The 18,713-nt window shown below is 66.8% G+C and carries 17 protein-coding genes; 2 read left to right on the top strand and 15 right to left on the bottom strand.

What is annotated here, in order from left to right:
- Positions 1–3: 3 nt before the first annotated feature.
- Genes O5M90_RS23580 through O5M90_RS23530 form a run of 11 tightly spaced genes read right to left on the bottom strand, consistent with a single transcriptional unit; the run spans position 4 to position 11,157 of the window.
- A complete protein-coding gene (locus O5M90_RS23580; RefSeq protein ID WP_269837874.1) occupies positions 4–1,866 on the bottom strand; it encodes a polysaccharide biosynthesis protein in 1,863 nt (620 codons plus the stop codon).
- 17 nt (positions 1,867–1,883) lie between these two features.
- Complete coding sequence (locus tag O5M90_RS23575; RefSeq protein ID WP_269838360.1) at positions 1,884–2,477, bottom strand: sugar transferase; 594 nt, start codon at positions 2,475–2,477, stop codon at positions 1,884–1,886.
- An 18-nt stretch (positions 2,478–2,495) separates the two neighbouring features.
- A complete protein-coding gene (locus O5M90_RS23570; RefSeq protein WP_269837875.1) occupies positions 2,496–3,662 on the bottom strand; it encodes a DegT/DnrJ/EryC1/StrS family aminotransferase in 1,167 nt (388 codons plus the stop codon).
- Positions 3,655–4,362, bottom strand: coding sequence for a class I SAM-dependent methyltransferase (locus O5M90_RS23565; RefSeq protein WP_269837876.1), 708 nt, complete (start codon positions 4,360–4,362; stop codon positions 3,655–3,657). Before O5M90_RS23565 ends, O5M90_RS23570 begins: the two co-directional genes overlap by 8 nt.
- Positions 4,359–5,573 carry a glycosyltransferase family 4 protein gene (locus O5M90_RS23560; protein WP_269837877.1) on the bottom strand — a complete coding sequence of 405 codons (1,215 nt, stop codon included), beginning with the start codon at positions 5,571–5,573 and terminating at the stop codon, positions 4,359–4,361. Before O5M90_RS23560 ends, O5M90_RS23565 begins: the two co-directional genes overlap by 4 nt.
- Positions 5,570–6,634: a glycosyltransferase gene (locus O5M90_RS23555; RefSeq protein WP_440402377.1), complete on the bottom strand. Its 1,065-nt coding sequence runs from the start codon at positions 6,632–6,634 to the stop codon at positions 5,570–5,572. The genes O5M90_RS23560 and O5M90_RS23555 overlap by 4 nt, the downstream gene beginning before the upstream one ends.
- Positions 6,631–7,200: an acyltransferase gene (locus O5M90_RS23550; RefSeq protein ID WP_269837878.1), complete on the bottom strand. Its 570-nt coding sequence runs from the start codon at positions 7,198–7,200 to the stop codon at positions 6,631–6,633. Before O5M90_RS23550 ends, O5M90_RS23555 begins: the two co-directional genes overlap by 4 nt.
- Complete coding sequence (locus tag O5M90_RS23545; protein WP_440402376.1) at positions 7,184–8,410, bottom strand: lipopolysaccharide biosynthesis protein; 1,227 nt, start codon at positions 8,408–8,410, stop codon at positions 7,184–7,186. Before O5M90_RS23545 ends, O5M90_RS23550 begins: the two co-directional genes overlap by 17 nt.
- A 1-nt stretch (position 8,411) precedes the next feature.
- Positions 8,412–9,506 (bottom strand): DegT/DnrJ/EryC1/StrS family aminotransferase, encoded by a 1,095-nt coding sequence (locus tag O5M90_RS23540; protein WP_269838361.1) that lies wholly within the window; start codon positions 9,504–9,506, stop codon positions 8,412–8,414.
- Positions 9,507–9,508: 2 nt separating this feature from the next.
- The gene (locus tag O5M90_RS23535; RefSeq protein ID WP_269837880.1) at positions 9,509–10,087 is read right to left on the bottom strand and encodes an acyltransferase; all 579 of its coding nucleotides are present in this window, start codon (positions 10,085–10,087) and stop codon (positions 9,509–9,511) included.
- A gap of 2 nt (positions 10,088–10,089) precedes the next feature.
- Complete coding sequence (locus O5M90_RS23530; protein WP_269837881.1) at positions 10,090–11,157, bottom strand: Gfo/Idh/MocA family protein; 1,068 nt, start codon at positions 11,155–11,157, stop codon at positions 10,090–10,092.
- 86 nt (positions 11,158–11,243) lie between these two features.
- Here O5M90_RS23530 and lysS point away from each other — a divergent pair, with 86 nt between their 5' ends.
- Positions 11,244–12,767 (top strand): lysine--tRNA ligase, encoded by a 1,524-nt coding sequence (gene lysS / locus O5M90_RS23525; protein WP_269837882.1) that lies wholly within the window; start codon positions 11,244–11,246, stop codon positions 12,765–12,767.
- Positions 12,768–12,882: 115 nt separating this feature from the next.
- Positions 12,883–14,283 carry an IS1182 family transposase gene (locus O5M90_RS23520; RefSeq protein ID WP_262968893.1) on the top strand — a complete coding sequence of 467 codons (1,401 nt, stop codon included), beginning with the start codon at positions 12,883–12,885 and terminating at the stop codon, positions 14,281–14,283.
- 205 nt (positions 14,284–14,488) lie between these two features.
- Here O5M90_RS23520 and O5M90_RS23515 read toward each other — a convergent pair whose 3' ends face one another.
- The 4 genes from O5M90_RS23515 to O5M90_RS23500 form a co-directional block, all read right to left on the bottom strand.
- Positions 14,489–14,941, bottom strand: a complete 453-nt coding sequence (locus tag O5M90_RS23515) for a DUF4148 domain-containing protein (RefSeq protein ID WP_269837883.1) — start codon at positions 14,939–14,941, stop codon at positions 14,489–14,491.
- A gap of 179 nt (positions 14,942–15,120) precedes the next feature.
- Positions 15,121–15,909: an enoyl-CoA hydratase gene (locus O5M90_RS23510; RefSeq protein ID WP_137943084.1), complete on the bottom strand. Its 789-nt coding sequence runs from the start codon at positions 15,907–15,909 to the stop codon at positions 15,121–15,123.
- Entirely contained in the window at positions 15,906–16,973 is a 1,068-nt protein-coding gene (locus tag O5M90_RS23505) for a DUF3108 domain-containing protein (RefSeq protein WP_269837884.1), read from the bottom strand. Before O5M90_RS23505 ends, O5M90_RS23510 begins: the two co-directional genes overlap by 4 nt.
- On the bottom strand, positions 16,958–18,709 hold the full coding sequence (locus O5M90_RS23500; RefSeq protein ID WP_269837886.1) for a M61 family metallopeptidase: 1,752 nt from the start codon (positions 18,707–18,709) through the stop codon (positions 16,958–16,960). The genes O5M90_RS23505 and O5M90_RS23500 overlap by 16 nt, the downstream gene beginning before the upstream one ends.
- Positions 18,710–18,713: the final 4 nt, after the last annotated feature.

Genomic DNA, 18,713 nt, shown 5'->3' with positions numbered 1-18,713 from the left:
GGGCTAGCGGGACTGGAATTCCGGGACTAAGCCGACCAGCATAGCTCGGACAACATCGTCCGTCTGTGACTCATTCTGGCTAGCGACGCGCTGCAAGAACGTATCAAGCCCCTCGGTGCTTGTTAGATCGTCCAGTTTGGCGATGCTGATCATGCTGAAGCGTGTCGGGAGCACCATGTCTGAGCCGTGCAGCAGTTCCTCGTAGAGTTTTTCCCCGAGGCGCAGTCCGGAGAACTCGATGCGGACATCCTTTGCGTCCCCGCCGCTAAGGCGGATCATGGCTCGTGCCAGATCAACGATCCTCACCGGCTCGCCCATGTCCAGCACGAACACCTGCCCAGATTCCCCAATCGCCCCCGCCTGCACCACCAACCTCGCCGCCTCCGGAATCGTCATGAAGTAGCGTGTGATGTCCGGATGCGTCACCGTCACCGGCCCGCCCCTGCCAATCTGCTCTTTGAACTTCGGGATCACGCTGCCACTCGATCCCAGCACATTGCCAAATCGCACTGCCATGAACTTGGTGGCATGGCCCTGCCCTGCCATATGGCTGATCACCAACTCGGCCGCGCGCTTGGTCGCCCCCATCACATTGGTCGGATTGACAGCCTTGTCGGTGCTGATCAGCACAAAGCGCTCGACGCCATGCTCGGCCGCCGCCAGCGTCGCGTGATAGGTCCCCAGCGTGTTGTTGCGCAGACAGGCCCAGGCGTTCTCTTCCTCCATCAACGGCACATGCTTGTACGCCGCCGCATGGAAGACGATCTGCGGCTTGTACTTGCCGAAGACGTATCGCAGATGCTCCAGATCCTTCACATCGCCGACCAGGCGCACCAGCGGGATGTGCGGGAACTTTTCTGACAGCTCCTGCTCGACCGTATACAGCGCGAACTCGCTGAGTTCGTACAGCACGATCTTCGAGGGGCCGTAACGCGCCACTTGTCGGCACAGCTCGGAGCCGATCGAGCCGCCGGCACCGGTGACCAGCACCACCTTGCCGTTGATGCACTCGCTGATGCCGCCCTCATCGAGCACTACGGGCTCTCGGCCCAGCAAGTCCTCGGGCTCGATATCGCGCAGCTGGTCGACCTTGCTGCCCTGCATCAGTTCGGCGCTGCTGGGCACGGTCAGCACATGCAGGCCGGTGCCACCGGCCAAGTCCAGCGCACGGCGGCGCTTGTCTGGCGCGGCCGAGGGCATCGCGACGATCAGGTGGGTGATGCCGTGCAAGGCCGCGAGGCGGCCGACATCCTCAAGACTGCCCAGCACCGGGATGCCGGCCACGCGCGAGTCGCGCTTGGCGTCATCGTCATCGAGCCAGCCGACCACGACCCAGCCCTGATGCTGGATGCCGGCTACCAGGATGCGGCCGGCCTGCCCGGCGCCCATCACCAGCACTCGGTGCGATTCGACCGAGCTGCCGCTGATGCGGCCGCGCATATGCTCGTAGAGCATGCGGTAGCCCAGGCGCATCATCGCCAGGCCGATCAGGCAGAACACCGGATGCAGGGCCAGCACCGCGCGCGGCACCTTGCTCAGCTGGGCCATCAGCACGATCACGGCTGCGATCGCGCCAGCCACCGCGCAGGCCAAGGCCAGGCGTTTGACCTCGCCAAAGCCGCTGAAACGCCACATGCCCTTGGGCACGCGCAACGCCCACAGCACCATTGCATAGAGCATCACCAGCCCCAGCAGTACCCAATGGTCATAGCTCGGCCGCGCCGAGATCCAGCGCTCGAAGCCGAGACGGAACAGATAGGTGGCCTGCCAGGCCAGCGCGACCACGGCCGCATCCAGCAGCAGGGACAGGCCCTGGCGGTAGGGGCGGATGCGGGTCAGAAAACCGTCGAGTGACAACCAGAACATCGGATCTTTCTCAAACCTCAGCGCCGCAGCGCAGACAGGGTCGCCAGTATCAGGCGCAGATCGCCGAGCAGCGTGGCTTCGCGCACATAGCGGCTGGAGAGCGCAAGCTTGGCCGGCAGCACCTGCTCGACATAGGCGCGCTCCGGGTCGGCCGCTGCCGCCAGCACCGCGCTCTCGTCACGGTACTGCAGCGAGGCCAGGTCGGTGATGCCAGGCCGCACCGATAGCAGCAGCTCGCGCATCTCGTCGGGATACAGCGCCACATACTTGGGCACCTCGGGCCGCGGCCCGACCAGGCTCATCGCACCGCGCAGCACATCCCAGAGCTGCGGCAGTTCGTCGAGCTTGGTGCGGCGCAGAACCTGGCCCGCGCGGGTGATGCGTGGATCGGCGCCGACGGTGATCTGCGGGCCGCGCGCCGGCGCGTCCACAGCCATCGTGCGGAACTTGTGGATCATGAAGGGCCGGCCGAAACGCCCGACCCGTTGCTGGCGGAACAGCACCGGCCCACGAGAGTCGAGCTTGACCCACAGCGCGATCGCCATCAGCGGCAGCGCCAGCAAGGCCAGGCCCAGCGCGGACAGCAGGATATCGACCAGCCGCTTGAGCATCACGATTCAGCCATCAGCTCAGCCCAGCACGATTTCGCGCACGGTGCGTATCACCCGCTGCACGTCGGCATCGGTCATCGCCGTGTAGAGCGGAATGCTGACCATGCGCTCGAAGGCTTTTTGCGAGTGCGGGAACTGCTCGGGCCTCAGGCCGTAACGGTCGCGCCAGTAGGGGTGCAGATGCAGCGGGATGTAGTGCACGCTGCAGCCGATGCCGGCGGCATACAGGCGCTCGATGAACACATCGCGCTCCATCTCCAGCTCCTCGCTCAGGCGCAGCACATAGAGATGCCAGGAGTGCGTGTCGCCCTCGACGGGCTGGGGCGGCAGGATCAGCGGCAGGTCAGCGAAAGCGTCGTTGTAGGCCTGGGCGATCAGCTCGCGCCGCGCCTGGAAGGTCGGGATGCGCTTGAGCTGGTGCAGACCCAGCGCTGCGGCGATGTCGGTCAGGTTGTACTTGAAGCCGGGGGCGATGATCTCGTAGTACCAGCTCGGCACCTTGGCGGTGAAGCGATCAAAGGCATCGCGGTTCATGCCGTGCAGGCGCATCACCCTGGCACGCTTGGCCAGCTCGGCATTGCGCGTCACCAGCATGCCGCCCTCACCGGTAGTCATGGTCTTGTTGGCATAGAAGCTGAACACCGTCGCATCGCTGCCCATCGTGCCGATCAGCTCCTTCTCCAGGGTGGTGGGCAGCGCATGCGCCGCATCCTCGACGACGCGCAACCCATGCTTGCGGGCGATGTCCAGGATCGCGATCATGTCCACCGCCAGGCCGGCATAGTGGACCGGGATAATGCAGCGGGTCTTCGGCGTGATCGCGGCCTCGACCAGTTTCGGGTCGATGTTCAGCGTCTTCGGATCGATGTCGACCAAGACTACATCGGCGCCCAGATAGCGCACCACCTCGGCCGTCGCGGTGAAGGTATGCGTGGTCGTGATGACCTCGTCGCCGGGGCCGATGCCCAGCGCCTCCAACGCCAGATGCAGGCCGGCGGTGGCCGAGTTGACCGCGATGCACTCGATCTGCGGTTCACCGAGAAACTCGGCAAAGGCCTGCTCGAAGCGGCGCGCCTTCGGCCCGGTCGTGACCCAGCCGGAGCGCAAGGTGTCGACCACTTCGGCGATCTCGTCTTCGCCGATCTCGGGCAGGGCAAAAGGCAGAAAAGGCAGGGATTCACTCATGGGACTTCTCGATCACGGCCAGCACATGGCTGCGCAGCCAAGGAATGCTGTTGAAAACGCGGTAAGCGCCGGGGTGCAGGCGGCACACGGCCCGCGCCAGCGGCGGTGCCAGCGTGAGCCGCTGCCAACGCAAACGCCCTCGCGGGAACAACTCGCGCACGCGTCGCAGCGGCACGCCGCGCACATCGCGGTTGCGTGGATTGTCGACGATGAAGTCATACCAGAGCACCGCACCGCCCGGTTTGAGCCAGCGCCACATGGCATCCGCCAGGCCCTGTTGCACGCCGTCGTCCAGGATGGACGAGAACACCGTGGACTGCAGCACCAGATCCTGGCTGCCGGCCGCCAATGGCGCCTGCGAAGCGTCGCCCAGATGCAGGGCCACGGTGGCTGGCAGCAGATGGCGGGCTGCCTCGTAGCGCTCGCTCAGCAGCTCCACCCCGCTCAAATGCTCCGGCGCCAGGCCCAGCCGCAGCATCTCCAGCAGATTGCCGCCGGCACCGCAGCCCACCTCGGTCAGCCGCCAGTCGGCCGGCGTGCCGGGGCGCCGCGCCAGCTCGCGCCACAGCGCGCGCTGGCGCTCCTGCAGCATCTGCCAGACCTCGGGCCGCAGCAGGCTGTAGCGGTCCGCCACCTGGCGCCGTGCATAGCGCTCGGCAATGGCGTCGAGTTCGCGCTGTCGCAGCTCTGTATTGTTCATGCCAGCGCCTCGACAAAGCGTTGCGCCAGGACCGGGTAGGTATGGTTGGCCAGCACGAACTCGCGGCCGCGCCGACCCATCGCCGCGCGGGCTTCGGCCGGTAGCGCAGCCAGGCGCCGCACGCCCTCGGCCACCGCCTGCGCGTCCTCGGGCGGCACCGTCAGCCCGGCTCCTGCCTCGGCCACCGGGTCGTTGCCGGCCTCGACCGAGTGCAGCACTGGACGCTGGGCCATCATGTAGTCCATCAGCTTGTTCGGCGCGATGCCGAAGCGATAGATCGGCGTGCGCTGCCAGCCGATGTAGGCGATGTCGAACAAGGCCAGCAGGCTGGGGATCTGCAGCTTGGGGATGGGCGCGAACATCGCGACATTGTCCAGGCCCTCCTCGGCCACGCGCTGCTGCAAGCGCTGCTTTTCATGGCCGCCGCCCACCATCACGATGGCGATGGGCTGGCCTTTCAGCAGCTTGGCCGCGTCCAGCAGCACGTCCAGTGCATTGGGCAGGCCATGCGAGCCGGCATAGCCCAGCACCAGGCGCCCGGCGGCACGCTGCACCGCAAGATGGGCGGCCAACTGCGGATCGAGCGCTTCGCCCTCACCGGTCCACTCGTCCAGCGTGATGCCATTGGGCACGATGTGCAGCTTCTTCAGATCCAGGCCGTGATCGGCCATATGGCCCTGCACCTTGGGCAGCATGGACACGACGACATCGGCATCACGGTAGGCATCGTTCTCGGCCTTCTGGCACAGCAGCGCGAAGGGGTGGCGGGGGCTCATGCCCGACAGCTCGATCGGCGACAGCGGCCACAGATCGTGCACCTCGTACACGAGCTTGGCACCCGCCTTCTTGGCCACGCGGCGCGCCACCCAGATGTCCATTGGGTAGGTGCTGGAGGCGATCACTGCGTCGGGTTGAAAAGCCTCGGCCAGCGCATCGGCATCGGCCCAGACCTGGCGGCAAAACGAGAAGATATTGCGCACCCGCCCCAGGCCATTGCCCTGGTAGGCCGGCGTCTCGTACCAGCAGTAGGGCACGCCCTCTATCGTCTGCCCGCCGGCCTGCGGCTGGGTGCTGCGCACATGGGAGTGCGAGGCCGCCAGCACCAGCACCTGGTGGCCGGCACGCACCCATTCGCGCGCCAGGTAGAAAGGCCGGTATTCCATGCCGTGTTGCGGTGAGCCGGCGTAATGATTGATCAGCAGCAGCTTCAAGAGGGGAGCTCTTCTTTTTTTAAACGGGACAGAAAACCCTGGACGGCGGGCGTGAACAGGCCATGCTGGGCCACCCAGGCGCGGTTGGCTGCGCCGGCGGCCTCGGGCCTCAGGCCTTGCAGCAAGGCGGGCAGCCGCGTGATCTCAGCGTCCGGCAGGATCACACCACGACTCGCATCGATCAGTTCGTGGTTGGCCGGCAGATCCGACAGGATGGGCACGCATTCATGCGCCATCGCCTCCAGCACCGAGACCGCCACCGAGTCACTCTCCGGCAGACTCAGATACCAGCGGGCGCGGGCATAGAAGCCGGCCTGCGCCTTGGCCGCCAGACGGCCGACAAACTCGACACGATCAGCCAGCCCAAGCGCGACCACCTGCTGCTCAAGCGCACGCTTCAGCGAGCCCTCATTGGCCACCACCAGCCGCGCCTGGGGCCGCTGCGCCGCCACCGCCGCAAAGGCAGCGATCACCCGCTCCGGTCGGTAGATCGGCTCCAGCCCGCGATTGGCAAAAAACAGCCAGGGCTCCTTGCGCGCGCCCTGCTTGGGCAGGCTCTCCAGGCCGAAGGGAAAAGTCATCACCTCGCGTGCCCCGAGCTCCTTCATCCGCGCCGTCATGTGCTGCGAGTCGGAGCTGCACACCGTGCAGGCGCGCAGCACCCGCTGCGTCAGCCAGCGGTAGGCGAAACTCTGCTGCGGCGTGACCAGGATGTCGCTGCCCCAGGCCGAGCCGGCAATGTGCGCTCGCAGTCGCCAACCGCGCTTGGCGGCCCAGGCCAGGGTGCCGTGCGAGGTCAGGTAGTGGGCGTTGATCCAGTCGGCATCGATCTTGGACAACCATTGGCCCAGCATCGGCAGTTTCTTCAGCAGCCCGACATTGCCGCCGCCGTGAGCAGGGTCGGTGTGCAGCGCCAGGCGCCGCTCGGCCGGCAGCAAGGCCTCGAACTCGGGCGTGAAGCCGCGCGAAGACGCAGCCCACAGCTCCACGCTGGGGCTCAGCGCCCGCGCCCACTTGAGCAGATGCGGGCTCTGGCCGTCGCCGATCAGCACCAGCTTCACTGGGGCAACTCCCCAGCCCAGGCCTGGTAATGCGGGGCGAGTTCTGGATGCAAGGTCAGCAGCTTGGCGTCGCTCTCGCGCACATCGCCGATCTGGCGCGCCGGTTGGCCGGCCATGATGGCAAAGTCCGGCACCTCGCCGCGCACCTGGCTGTAGGCGCAGATCACCACGCCGCGCCCGATGCGGCTGCCGGCCTCGATCAGGCTGTGTGGGCCGATGAAGCTGTAGGCGCCGATGCTGATCGGCGCCTTGATATAGCCCGGCATCGGGCCCTGGTGCGTCGAATAACTGCGGCCCAGCAAGCGAATCGATCGGTGCGAGCTGTGCGTGACGATGCTGACGAAGTTCGTGATCTGCACGCCCTCGCCTATCGTCAGTCCGGCCGTCGCGTCGATGAAGTTGAACTGGCCGATGAAGACATGGTCGGCCAGCACCAGGCCTGCCTCGCCCTCGATGCAGCTGCTGGGCGCGATGCGGCTCATCGGCGCGCCCTGTTCGCCGAACAGCATGCGGAAGAACAGCACACGCCAGAGGGCGCGGCGGCAACGATTAAGCCAGGCTCTCATCGGGGAAGGTCTTCCAATTTGCCAGGGCCCAGAAGAAGTAGCTGAAGTAGGCCAGCATAGCGGCCGACACCCCCCAGGCCCCACCGATCAAGCCGCCCAGATGCAAACCCAGGGCCAGGCCGACAACAAACAGCACTTGCCCCACCAAAGCCAGGCGCAGCGCCCAGGCCTGGGCACGCCAGGCCATCGTGGCCACCGACAGCGGCGAGGCAATGAAATGCAGCGCGATATAGGGCGCCAGCGCCTGGGCCAGCGCGCCGGCGTCGACCCAGCGCTCGCCGAACAACCAGGTGAACAGCTCAGGCCCCCACCACAGCAGCACACCCATCAGCGGCAGGGCCAAGGCCATCAGCACCGCCATGCTGCGCCTGACCACGGCCAGCGCCTCCTGCGGGTCGCCCGCCTGCACCAGCCGCGGGTAGAGCGTCTGAGACAAGGCCCCGCCGATCAGGCCGGCAGGCGCCTTCAGGTAACGCAAGGCCAGCGCCCAGTAGCCGGCCGCCGCCTCGCCGCTGGCGCTGACAATGATCAGCAGCGCCAGGCTGTCCTGCAAGGCGCCGGCAAAGGCATGCGGTGTGTTGAGCAGCGGAAAGGCGCGATGCTTGGCCGCCATGGCCTTCAGCGCCGCTGCGCGCCAGAGCCCCGCCCATCCCCCTGCGGGCGCAGGGCGCGCCAGCAGGACCGCCGTCGCCAGACCGGCGGCGATAGGCCCCAGCACCAGCCCTAAGGCGCCGAGTTGCAAGAGCCCGAACAACAGTTGCAACAGCGCCCCGCCGCCATACTGCAGCACGCGCGCCAGCGACAGCAGCTCGAAGCGCTGCGCCCGCGTGGCCCACAAGGTCAGCCATTGCGTCGCGCCACCGGCCAGCACGGCCAGCGGCAGCAGCCAGGCCAGATCCAGCTCCTGCCATTGCAGCAACACCCAGGCGACCACCACCGATACGGCCGTCACAGCGAGCAGCACGCGGGCGCACAAGCCCATCAGTCGCGCGGCCCCGCCCTCGTCGCGCTCCAGTGGCAGCGCGAACTCATAGCGCGCGCAGCCGACCACGGCCAGATTGGTGGCCACGGCCCACAGCAAGGAAAACTGGCCAAACTCGGTCGGTGAGTAGATGCGCGTCAGCCAGGGGCCCAGCAGCAGCGGCAGGGTCTGCGCCAAGGCGCCGCCCGCAAGCAGAGTCAGCGTGGACCTCAGCAAGCCACGCGGCATGTCAGTGGGTCAAGGCCTGGCGCAGCGCAGCGATCACCGCATCCTGCTGCGCCTCGCTCAGGTCGGCACTCATCGGCAGACTGATGACCCGCTGGGCGGCGGCCTCGGCGCAAGGGAAATGCAGATCGGGCCGGGCATAGGCCGGCTGGCGATGCAGGGGCTTGGGGTAATGGATGGCGGTCGGAATGCCGGCCTCGCTGAGCTTGCGCTGCACCTCGGGCCTGTTATCGAGCTGCAGCGTGAACTGGGCCCAGACGCAGTCGCGATCATCGCGCACCGCCAGCCGCTGGACACCGAATTCAGCGGGCAGATCGGCCAGCAGCTGCTGGTAGCGCGCGCCGATCTTCAGGCGCTGTTCGATCTCCCAGTCGAAGCGCTCCAGCTTGGCCAGCACCACCGCGCACTGGATGGTGTCCATGCGGCCGCCGACCCCCACCCGGGTGTGGGTGTAGCGCGCGCTCTGGCCGTGGACGCGGATCTCCCGCGCGGCCTGCGCCAAGGCGTCGTCGTCAGTGAACAGCGCGCCGCCGTCGCCATAGCAACCCAGCGGCTTGCTGGGGAAGAAGCTGGTGGCGCCGAAGGTGCTGAGACCGCAGCTCTTGCGGCCCTTGTAGCTCGCGCCAAAGCTCTGTGCGGCATCCTCGATCACCGGGATGCCAGCGGCGGCCGCCTTGATGTCGTCGATATCGCAAACCTGGCCATAGAGGCTGACCGGCATGATGGCCCGCGTCCTCGGCGTGATCGCCGCCCTGATCAGTCGCGCGTCGATATTGCAAGTGTCGGGCTCGATGTCCACATAGACAGGCACAGCACCCAGCAGCGCGATCACCTCGACCGTCGCGGCAAAGGTGAACGGGGTGGTGATGACCTCGTCACCGGGCTTGAGGTCCAGCGCCATCAGTGCGATCAAGAGGGCCTCGGTACCACTGGAGACGGTGATGCAGTGCTTGACGCCCACATAGGCGGCCAGCTTTTCTTCCAGCTCCTTGACCTCGGGGCCCATGATGTACTGGCCATGGTCCAGCACCCGCTGGATGCGGGCATCGATGCTGGTCTTGAGCGCCGCGTACTGGGCTTTCAGGTCGATGAAGGGCAGGCTCAAGGGATCAGCTCCACGGTTTGTTCATCACTCGCCAGGCGATAGCGCTCACCCGTTGCGGGGCAGACAGCCTGACCGGCCGCGTCGAAGCGCAGGCGCTCGCCATGCCGGCTCATCCAACCGATGCGTCGCGCCGGCACACCCACCATCAGCGCGAAATCGGCCACGTCCTTCTGCACCACGGCACCGGCGCCGACAAAGGCGTAGCGGCCTATCGTCGCGCCGCAGACGATGGTGCAGTTGGCGCCCAAGGTTGCGCCGCGCTTGACCAGCGTCTTGCGGTACTCGTTCTTGCGCGCGACTGCGGCACGCGGGTTGTAGACATTGGTGAACACCATGCTGGGGCCGCAGAACACATCGTCCTCCAAGGTCACCGCGTCATAGACCGAGACATTGTTCTGGATGCGGACGTTGTCGCCGATGCTCACATCATTGCCGACATAGACGCCCTGCCCCAGCGAGCAGCCCGAGCCGATGCGTGCGCCGGGGCTCACATGGGCAAAGTGCCAGACCTTGCTGCCCTCGCCCAGCTGTGCGCCCTCGTCAACGATGGCCGACTCGTGTTTCCAGTAAGCCATCTTCAAAACACCAAGGGCAAACCGACGCGCTGGCCATCGCGCGCCGAGCGGTAGGCCGCGATCAGGATCTCCAGCGAGCGCAAGCCCTCGTAACCGTCGACCTCGGCGCTGGCCTCGCCACGCAGGGTCTTGATGACGTTGTCGTAGTAGAGCGGGTGGCCGGGGCCGTAGACGCTGCCCCCGTCACCAAGTGCATAGCTCGCGGTCTTGACCGCCTCGTCCTCGGGCCGCTGGTCGGCGAAGGCCCAATGCTCGATCTTGTTGACCGCCGTGCCGCCGATCTTGACCGAACCTTTCTCGCCAAGAATGGTGATCGAGCCCTCCAGATTCTGCGGGTAGGTCAGCATCGTCACATTGATCGAGCCCAAGCCGCCATGGCGCAGGCGCACGCTCATCACGCCGGTGTCCTCGGCCTCGATATCGCGGTCCAGCGTGGCGGTGTAGGCGTGGACGCTGTCGACCGGGCCGACCAGCCAGTCCAACAGGTCGACATAGTGGCTGGCCTGGTTCATGAACGCGCCGCCGTCCAGATCCCAGCGGCCGCGCCAGGGCGCGGCGTCGTAATAGCTTTGCGGCCGGGTCCAGAACACATTGACCGTGCTCAGGAAGATGCGGCCAAAGCGGCCTTGCTCGATCGCCTGCTTGACCAGCTGCACCGTCGCGTTGAGCCGGTTCTGCTTGACGACAAACAGCTTGACGCCAGCATCGCGGCAGGCCCGCACCATCGCCATGCCCTCGTCGAACTTGGTGGCCATCGGCTTCTCGCTGAGCACATGACGGCCGGCGCGGGCCACAGCGATGGCCTGCTGCGGATGCAGGCCGCTGGGCGTGGCCACTACGACGATGTCCGCGTCCGACCTCGCCAGCAAGGCGTCCAGCGACGCGAATCCGGCCGCGCCGGTGGCGGCCACTGCGGCCTGTAGCGCCTCGGGCCGGGTGTCGCAGACCGCGACGATCTCGGCGCGCTCCGCATGCTTGGCCAAGGCCTCGATATGGTTCTTGGCGATGCGACCGCAGCCCACCAGGGCAAAGCGGATCTTGCGGTCGAGGATGGGCAGGCTGGGCGGCATGGAAGGCCAGAATCGGGCGAAACACGGATTCTACGGGGGCGCTCCCGCGCAAGCCCTAAAATCGCAGCAAATTCAACGAGTTGACGATGACCCAGCACACCCCCGCCACGCCGCATACCGCGCCCGCCGCTGCCGACGAAAACAAGCTGATTAGCGAACGCCGCGAGAAGCTGGCCGCCATCCGCGCCAAGACTGCGGTCCCCTTTCCCAACGATTTCAAACCCCAGCACCGCGCGCTGCCGCTCTCGGCTCAGTACGGCGAGCTGGACAACGAAGCCCTGGAGCCGCAGGCCGTGGCCGTCAGCGTCGCCGGCCGGCTGATGCTCAAGCGTGTGATGGGCAAGGCCAGCTTCGGCACGCTGCAGGACGCCACCGGTCGCATCCAGCTCTTCGTCACCAAGGACGCACTCGGTGAGGAGGCCTATGCCGACTTCAAGCACCTCGATTTGGGCGACATCATCGGCGCCGAGGGCACGCTGTTCAAGACCAAGACCGGCGAGCTGTCGGTGCGCGTCACGACGCTGCGCCTGCTGACCAAGAGCTTGCGACCGCTTCCTGGTGATTTCTACGGCATGGCCGACCAGGAACAGAAGTACCGCCAGCGCTATGTCGACCTGATCACCGACGAGGCCGCGCGCACCCGTTTCATCGCCCGCTCCAAGGCGGTGTCGTCGATCCGCAGCTTCATGGTGGACAACGGCTTCCTGGAGGTCGAGACGCCGATGCTGCACCCGATCCCCGGCGGCGCCAATGCCAAGCCCTTCATCACCCATCACAACGCGCTGGACCAGGAGATGTTCCTGCGCATCGCGCCCGAGCTGTATCTGAAGCGCCTGGTGGTGGGCGGTTTCGAGCGCGTGTTCGAGATCAACCGCAATTTCCGCAACGAAGGCATCTCGGTGCGGCACAACCCAGAGTTCACGATGATGGAGTTCTATGCGGCCTACTGGACGCACCATGATCTGATGGACTTCACCGAGAACGTGCTGCGCCATGCCGCCATCGCCGCCACCGGCAGCGCCGCGATCAGCTATGCCGGCAAGCCGGTCGCGCTGGACGAGCCCTTTGCCCGCCTCTCGGTGCGCGACTCTTTGATCGCCCATGCCGGCTTGACCGCCGAGCAGGCGGACGATGCCGAGGTGCTGCGCGCCGAGCTGAAGAAACACGGCGAGGAAGCCCCCAAGCACTGGAAGCTGCCCGAACTGCAGTTCGGCATGTTCGAAGCCGTGGTCGAAGAGAAGCTCTGGCAGCCGACTTTCATCATCGACTATCCGGTCGAGGTCTCGCCGCTGGCCCGCGCCTCCGACACCAACCCGGCGATCACCGAGCGCTTCGAGCTCTTCATCACCGGCCGCGAATACGCCAACGGCTTCTCCGAGCTGAACGACGCCGAGGACCAGGCCGCCCGCTTCCAGGCCCAGGTCGCCAACAAGGACGCCGGCGACGAGGAAGCGATGTTCTTCGATGCTGACTTCATCCGAGCGCTCGAGTACGGCATGCCCCCGACCGGCGGCTGCGGCATTGGCATCGACCGGCTGATGATGCTGATCACCGACAGCCCCAGCATCCGCGACATCATCCTCTTCCCTGCGCTGCGCCGCGAAGCCTGAACCCAGGCCAGATGAACGACAAAAGGCGGCCCGCGCAGCCCGTGTCAATACTCTGACGCTAAGCTGAAGGCCTGAAGACAATGCCCTGCAACGCAAGTTGCAGGGCATTGTTCTTATGGGCTACGTGCAAGGACAGAGTCGAGACCAGGGCAGCCTGTTTCCGGTGTCGCTGGACGAGTTGATCGGACCGGAGCATGTGTGCCGGGTGATCGCGGCGTTCGTGGCGCGGCTGGACCTGAAGGCGCTGGGTTTTGCTCGAGCCCACAGCAAGGCCACAGGCCGCCCGCCGTACGACCCGGCGGACCTGCTGATGTTGTACCTGTACGGCTACCTCAATCGGTTGCGCTCATCGAGGCGTCTGGAGCGGGAGTGCCAGCGCAACATCGAACTGATGTGGCTGCTGCACCGGCTCACGCCCGACCACAAGACCATTGCCGAGTTCCGTCGCTGCAACGCGCAGCCGCTACGCCGAGCCGGGGCCGAGTTCGTGCGCTTTTGCGCCGAAGCCGGTCTGATCCGCGGAGAGTGGGTGGCCGTGGACGGGACGAAGTTCCAGGCCGTGGCCAGCGGCAAGGCCATCCTGGACGAGGTCCAGCGGGCCGAACTGCAGGCCAAGCTGGAGCAGCGCATTGCGCAGTACCTGCAGGAGTTGGAGGCGGCCGACCAGCAGCAAGGCGAGGCGGAGCTGGACGCTCAGGCGCTGCGCCAGGCGCTGGCGCGGCTGCAGCTACAGCAGGCCGAGCTGGCGAAGGTGGACAGCGACAAGCAGCGCTACGTGAGCACCGAGCCCGAGGCTGTAGTGCTCAAGGGCAAGGGCCCGGGCTACAACGTACAGACCGCCGTCGACGCCGAGCATGCCCTGATCGTGGCCCACGAGGTCAACGCGCAGGCGGGTGACAACGGCTGCCTGCAGCGCATGGGCGAATCGGCGCAGCAGACCCTGGGCGGCACGGAGCTCAAGCTGGTGGCGGATGCGGGCTATGCCAATGGCGAACAGGCGCAGGCGCTGGAGGATCAAGGCGTGCGGGTGCATGTCCCCGTCAAGCGCGCGGTCAACAACCAGGGCGAGGGGGACTTGTTCGACCAAGGCCGCTTCACCTACGACGCACAGGCTGACGCCTACGTCTGCCCGGCAGACAAACTGCTGCAGCGCAAGCAGTTGCATCGGGCGGGTAAGGTCGTGATCTATGCAGCGCAGCCCGGCGATTGCGGCGCTTGCGCGATGAAGGCGCGCTGCACGCAGGCCCCACGGCGCACGCTCAGTCGCCATCTCTACGAAGAGGCATTGCAGCGCATCCACCAGCGCGCTACACCCCAGGCGATGAGGCTGCGCCGCTGCACCGTCGAACACCCGTTTGCGGCCCTGAAGTTCCACATCTTCGAGAAGCCCCGCTTCCTGATGCGAGGCCTGACGGGGGCCGGCGCGGAGATCGCGTTGGCGACACTGGCCTACAACGTCAAACGGGCACTGGCGGTGCTGGGTGGGCAGCAAATGTTGCAAAAGCTAGCTATGTGATGCCGGTGCCAGTGTTTGTTGCGGTCCGACACAAGGCTTCGGCTGTTCAGCCCACCGTCACGCAATACGCTCCAATGGACACCTCGCGCGCGCCCAAACAAAAGCGCTCCGAGAAACTCGGAGCGCTTTGCTCTTGGCGCCCTTCGCAGCCGTTTTGACACGGACTGCGCGGGCCGCCTTTGTCTTGGCCGAAGCCGTTTTTTACTTACTGGGCGCTCTTGGGCTGACCCGCCAGCTGCTGGGCAGCCGACTTGGCCGGGATCAGTGCGATCAGCTGGGCGTAGCTGGGGTTGTTGCTGTTCAGCAGGTCAAGCTCGCCGCTGGCGCGGGCGCGCTCGAGTTCGGCCAGCACCTGGGCACGGGTCGTCGTCGAGGCGGTGGCCTTGATGGCGACGCCGGACTCGCTGTTCAGGCCGTCGAGCTCACCAGCCTGGCGAGCGCGTTGCAGCTCGGCCACGACGGCGCTGCGGCTGGTCGTCGAAACCGCGTTGATGGTGCTGCGGCCGAAGACATCGGGGTTCTCGCTGTTCTGGGCGACCAGTTCGCCGGCATTGCGGGCGCGCACCAGCTCGGCCACGACTTCTTCACGGCTCAGGCCATTGGCCATCGCGGCACCGGCGGTCAACAGGGTCAGGGCAATTGCGGTCAGCTTCTTCATGATGAGTTCCTTTACGGTTGTTGGAGAACACCGCCGACCTTGTGTGTCGATCCGCCGTGTCCATGGATGCAACTGTAAAACTCACCACTCGGTAAAAAAACTAGGCCAGCATGAATGGACCGTTCAAGAAATAAGAAGAATCCATGACAGGGTTAGCCCTGAGCTGTCGGTTTGTGCGATCAGCGGTGCTTGAACGCCGGTTTGCGCTTGTTGATGAAGGCGTCCATGCCCTCGCGCTGGTCCTCGGTGCCGAACAGCGCGTGGAAATAGCGGCGCTCCACGTTGACGCCGTCGATCAGCGGGCCCTGGTAGGCCAGGTTCACCAGCTCCTTGATCAGGGCCAGCGAGGGCGCGCTGAAGCCGTTGATCTGCTCGGCTGCGGCCAGCGCCTCCTCCAGCAGCTTGTCCGCCGCGACGACGCGCGACACCAGGCCGCCGCGTTCGGCCTCGGCCGCATCCATCATGCGGGCGGTCAGCAGCATGTCCATGGCCTTGCTCTTGCCGACCGCGCGCGGCAGGCGCTGCGTGCCGCCAGCGCCGGGAATGATGCCCAGCTTGATCTCGGGCTGACCGAACTTGGCCGTGTCGGCAGCGATGATGAAGTCGCACATCATCGCCAGCTCGCAGCCGCCGCCTAAAGCGAAGCCGGCCACCGCCGCGATCACCGGCTTTCTGACCTGCAGAATGGTTTCCCAGTTCTTCGAGATCAGGCCGCTCTTGAAGGCGCTCATGAAATTGTGCGGGGCCATCGTCGGGATGTCGGCGCCGGCCGCGAAGGCGCGCTCCGAACCGGTCAGCACGATGCAGCCGATGCTGTCATCGGCATCGAAGGCCAGCAGGGCCTGGCCCAGTTCGTCCATCAGCTGGTCGTTCAGCGCATTGAGCTGCTTGGGCCGGTTCAGGGTGATCAGGCCGGTCTTGCGTTCGCCCTCGCCCTGCACTGCGGTCAGGATGCATTCATAAGTCATTCGGGTCTCCGTGGGTCTTGTGGCTCGATGGGCGCAACTATAGGGTCAGGTGCGGCCTGCAGCGGTGGGGCCTTCAGCATCAGGTCGAGATGGCTGCCATCGTCCTGGCGTATCAGCAGCCGCACCGGCAGGTACTGCAGGCCCGGCGCCAACCAGACCTCGGCCTTCAGGTCCTGGACACGGCCCTCCCCGTGGTCGAACAGCGGCCGCAGATGCCAGGCGCTCAGCGGCCCCATCGGCGTGTACAGCTCCTCCTCGCCGATCACCTCGTAGCGCCAGCGGTAGAGCCGGCGCGGCAGGGCCAGCGGCATCTCGACGATCAGGCCCGGTCGCAGCGTTTCGCGCCCGGTCAGGAACAGCCAGGTCAGATGCACGAACTGGCTGGCCGCATCCTGGACGCCAGGCGGCTGCGGCTGCGGCTTGCCATCGGCCAGCCGCAAGACCTGGCCCTCGAAGGCGATGCCGCTGCGCCGCGCCTCGCGCAGCAGCATCTTCGTGTCCTCGTCATAGCGCTGGGGCGCAATGCCCAGCGGCGTCAGCAGGCCGTCGCTGCTCATGCGGCGCGTGATCAGCGGCGCGAAACGGGCGCCGACCAGCACATCGAGATGCACTTGGTAGCGCCGACCCTGGCGCAGCCATTGCACCTGGGCCTCCCCCTCCAGCGGCCCGCGGAAGTTGCCTTGCAGGCGGTAGCTGAGCTGGGTGGACAGCGGCCACTCCGGGCCGGGCTCGGCCGGCTCGTCCGGCGCGGGCTCTGCTGCTGCAGGCGACTCGGCCGGCGCCGACAACTCTGCCAGTTCCTCCAGCACGGGAACTTCGGGCAGCGGCGCCAGCGGGCGAGTGTGCAACGGCCCGGGTCTGAACCTGGGCATCGGCGCCGGCGCGGCCAGACGCCTGGGCGGCGCCTGCTCGACCAGTTCGCGGACAAAAGCCGCCGCCAGCCGTGGCGGCGCCGCTTCGCCTGGCGGCCCCAGCTGCAGCGTGCGCCCCAGCCAGCCATGCGCCAGCAGCACCAGCAGCACGATCAGGGCCAGCAGGCCCCGGCGCTTCAGCCGCCCAGCCATGCCCGGCGCAGGCCGAGAGCGCGCGCCGGGGCCTTCTCGGCCGGGCTCAGCCGCACCGGCGCCCCGGCCTGAGGCTCCAGCGGCAGACACAGGTTCAGGCTCAGCACCCGCTGGTCGCGCGCCACCAGCAGCGCCATCTGGCTCAGGCGCTCGGGCGCCAAGGTCTGCAGCGCCTCGTCGAGCTTGCGCAAGCGCCAGCTGTTGCAGGCCAGGATCTCGTCACCGGCCGCCAGGCCGCCGGCCAGCGCCGCCGAGCCCTGCAGCACCTGCTTGACACGGATGCCGTCCGTCTCGCTGACACGCAGGCCCAGGCGCTGGGCCAGGCTGGCCTTGTCGCTGCACCAGCGCAACCCGACGCGCTCCAGCAGTGCCGGCAGCGGCAGATCCTCGGTGCCATGCACCCACTGCCGCAGCTCCTCGGCCAGCGCCGCGCCGCCGGCCTCTGCGACCACGGCCAGGATATCGGCCTCGCCGATCGGTCCGCCGCCGCTGCGCTGCCACAGCTGGCGCAAGACCTCGTCGAGACTGGCGCTGCGGGACGGCCCCTGGGATTGGCTGCGCAGACTCAGGTCCAGCGCCAGCGCCAGCAGCGCGCCCTTGGCGTAATAGCTGACGGTGGAGTTGGGCGTGTTCTCGTCCTGGCGGTAGTAGCGGATCCAGGCATCGAAGCTGGCCTGGGCCAGGCTTTGCTGCTTGCGCCCGGGCACGGCCAGCACCGCGCTGATGGTGGCGCTGAGCAGCTTCAGATAGCGGGCCTCGTCGATCAGGCCGCAGCGGCGCAGCATCAGATCGTCGTAGTAGGAGGTGAAGCCCTCGAAGAACCACAGCAGCTCGGTGTAGTTCTCCTGGCTGTAGTCGAAGCTGGCGAAGGTGTCGGGGCGCAGGCGCTTGACGTTCCAGGTGTGGAAGTACTCGTGGCTGATCAGGCCCAGCAGGCGCAGATAGCCATCCGAGACTTCCTGCTGCCCCAGCACCGGCAGATCGCGGCGTGCGGCGACCAGCGCGGTGCTGGCGCGATGTTCGAGCCCGCCATAGCCCTCGTCCACCGCATTGAGCAGGAAGACATAGCGCCCGAACGGCGGCACGGCGCCGCGCCGCTCACCGTGCCAGAAGGCGATCTGCGCTTCGCAGATGCGTTGCGCATCGGCCAGCAGCCGTGTGCCGTCGAACACCGGCAGCGCGCCGCTGACCACCAGCTGATGCGGCACGCCGGCAGCGCTGAACTCGCCGCGCCAGAAGCGCCCCAGCTCGAAGGGATGGTCGATCAGCTCGTCATAGTCGGCCGCCTGATAGCTCGAGGCGCCGGTGGCCGTCATCGACGTGGCGACCTGCCAGCCCTCGGGCAGCCCCGCCAGCTCGATGCCGTGGCTCTGGGCCTCCTTGCCATGGGCGCGCAGGCACAGGCTGGCGCCATTGAAGAAGCCCCGTTGCGCATCCAGAAAGGCGGCCCGCACCGAGCTGTCGAAGGCATAGACCTGGTAGCTGACGACCAGCGCGCCGCGGCCGCTGCAGCGCGCCTCCCAGCTGCATTTGCTGGTCTGGCGCAAGGCCACCGCGCGGCTGCCCTGGCGCGCCTGCAAGCCGCCGAGGTGGCGCGAAAACTCGCGCACCATATAGCTGCCCGGTATCCAGACCGGCAGGCTCAGCGCCTGCGTTTCGGCCGGCGCCGGAATCGTCAGCGTGAGCTGGAACAGATGCGCATGGGCATCGGCGATCTCGATCTTGTAATTGATCATCCGC

Source organism: Paucibacter sp. M5-1 (assembly GCF_027498415.2).
In the GTDB taxonomy this organism is placed as follows: Bacteria; Pseudomonadota; Gammaproteobacteria; order Burkholderiales; family Burkholderiaceae_C; genus Roseateles_E.
The sequence above is the reverse complement of the archived record's forward strand: the minus strand, read 5'-3'. Positions and strand labels throughout refer to the sequence as shown.

Bases quoted from the DNA above. Each gene is read 5' to 3' on its own strand.
- O5M90_RS23575 (WP_269838360.1), bottom strand. From the start codon at position 2,477: ATGCTCAAGCGGCTGGTCGATATCCTGCTGTCCGCGCTGGGCCTGGCC.
- O5M90_RS23580 (WP_269837874.1), bottom strand. From the start codon at position 1,866: ATGTTCTGGTTGTCACTCGACGGTTTTCTGACCCGCATCCGCCCCTAC.
- O5M90_RS23545 (WP_440402376.1), bottom strand. From the start codon at position 8,410: ATGCCGCGTGGCTTGCTGAGGTCCACGCTGACTCTGCTTGCGGGCGGC.
- O5M90_RS23510 (WP_137943084.1), bottom strand. From the start codon at position 15,909: ATGACTTATGAATGCATCCTGACCGCAGTGCAGGGCGAGGGCGAACGC.
- O5M90_RS23530 (WP_269837881.1), bottom strand. From the start codon at position 11,157: ATGCCGCCCAGCCTGCCCATCCTCGACCGCAAGATCCGCTTTGCCCTG.
- O5M90_RS23520 (WP_262968893.1), top strand. From the start codon at position 12,883: ATGGGCTACGTGCAAGGACAGAGTCGAGACCAGGGCAGCCTGTTTCCG.
- O5M90_RS23515 (WP_269837883.1), bottom strand. From the start codon at position 14,941: ATGAAGAAGCTGACCGCAATTGCCCTGACCCTGTTGACCGCCGGTGCC.
- O5M90_RS23535 (WP_269837880.1), bottom strand. From the start codon at position 10,087: ATGGCTTACTGGAAACACGAGTCGGCCATCGTTGACGAGGGCGCACAG.
- O5M90_RS23500 (WP_269837886.1), bottom strand. From the start codon at position 18,709: ATGATCAATTACAAGATCGAGATCGCCGATGCCCATGCGCATCTGTTC.
- O5M90_RS23570 (WP_269837875.1), bottom strand. From the start codon at position 3,662: ATGAGTGAATCCCTGCCTTTTCTGCCTTTTGCCCTGCCCGAGATCGGC.
- O5M90_RS23565 (WP_269837876.1), bottom strand. From the start codon at position 4,362: ATGAACAATACAGAGCTGCGACAGCGCGAACTCGACGCCATTGCCGAG.
- lysS (WP_269837882.1), top strand. From the start codon at position 11,244: ATGACCCAGCACACCCCCGCCACGCCGCATACCGCGCCCGCCGCTGCC.
- O5M90_RS23550 (WP_269837878.1), bottom strand. From the start codon at position 7,200: ATGAGAGCCTGGCTTAATCGTTGCCGCCGCGCCCTCTGGCGTGTGCTG.
- O5M90_RS23505 (WP_269837884.1), bottom strand. From the start codon at position 16,973: ATGGCTGGGCGGCTGAAGCGCCGGGGCCTGCTGGCCCTGATCGTGCTG.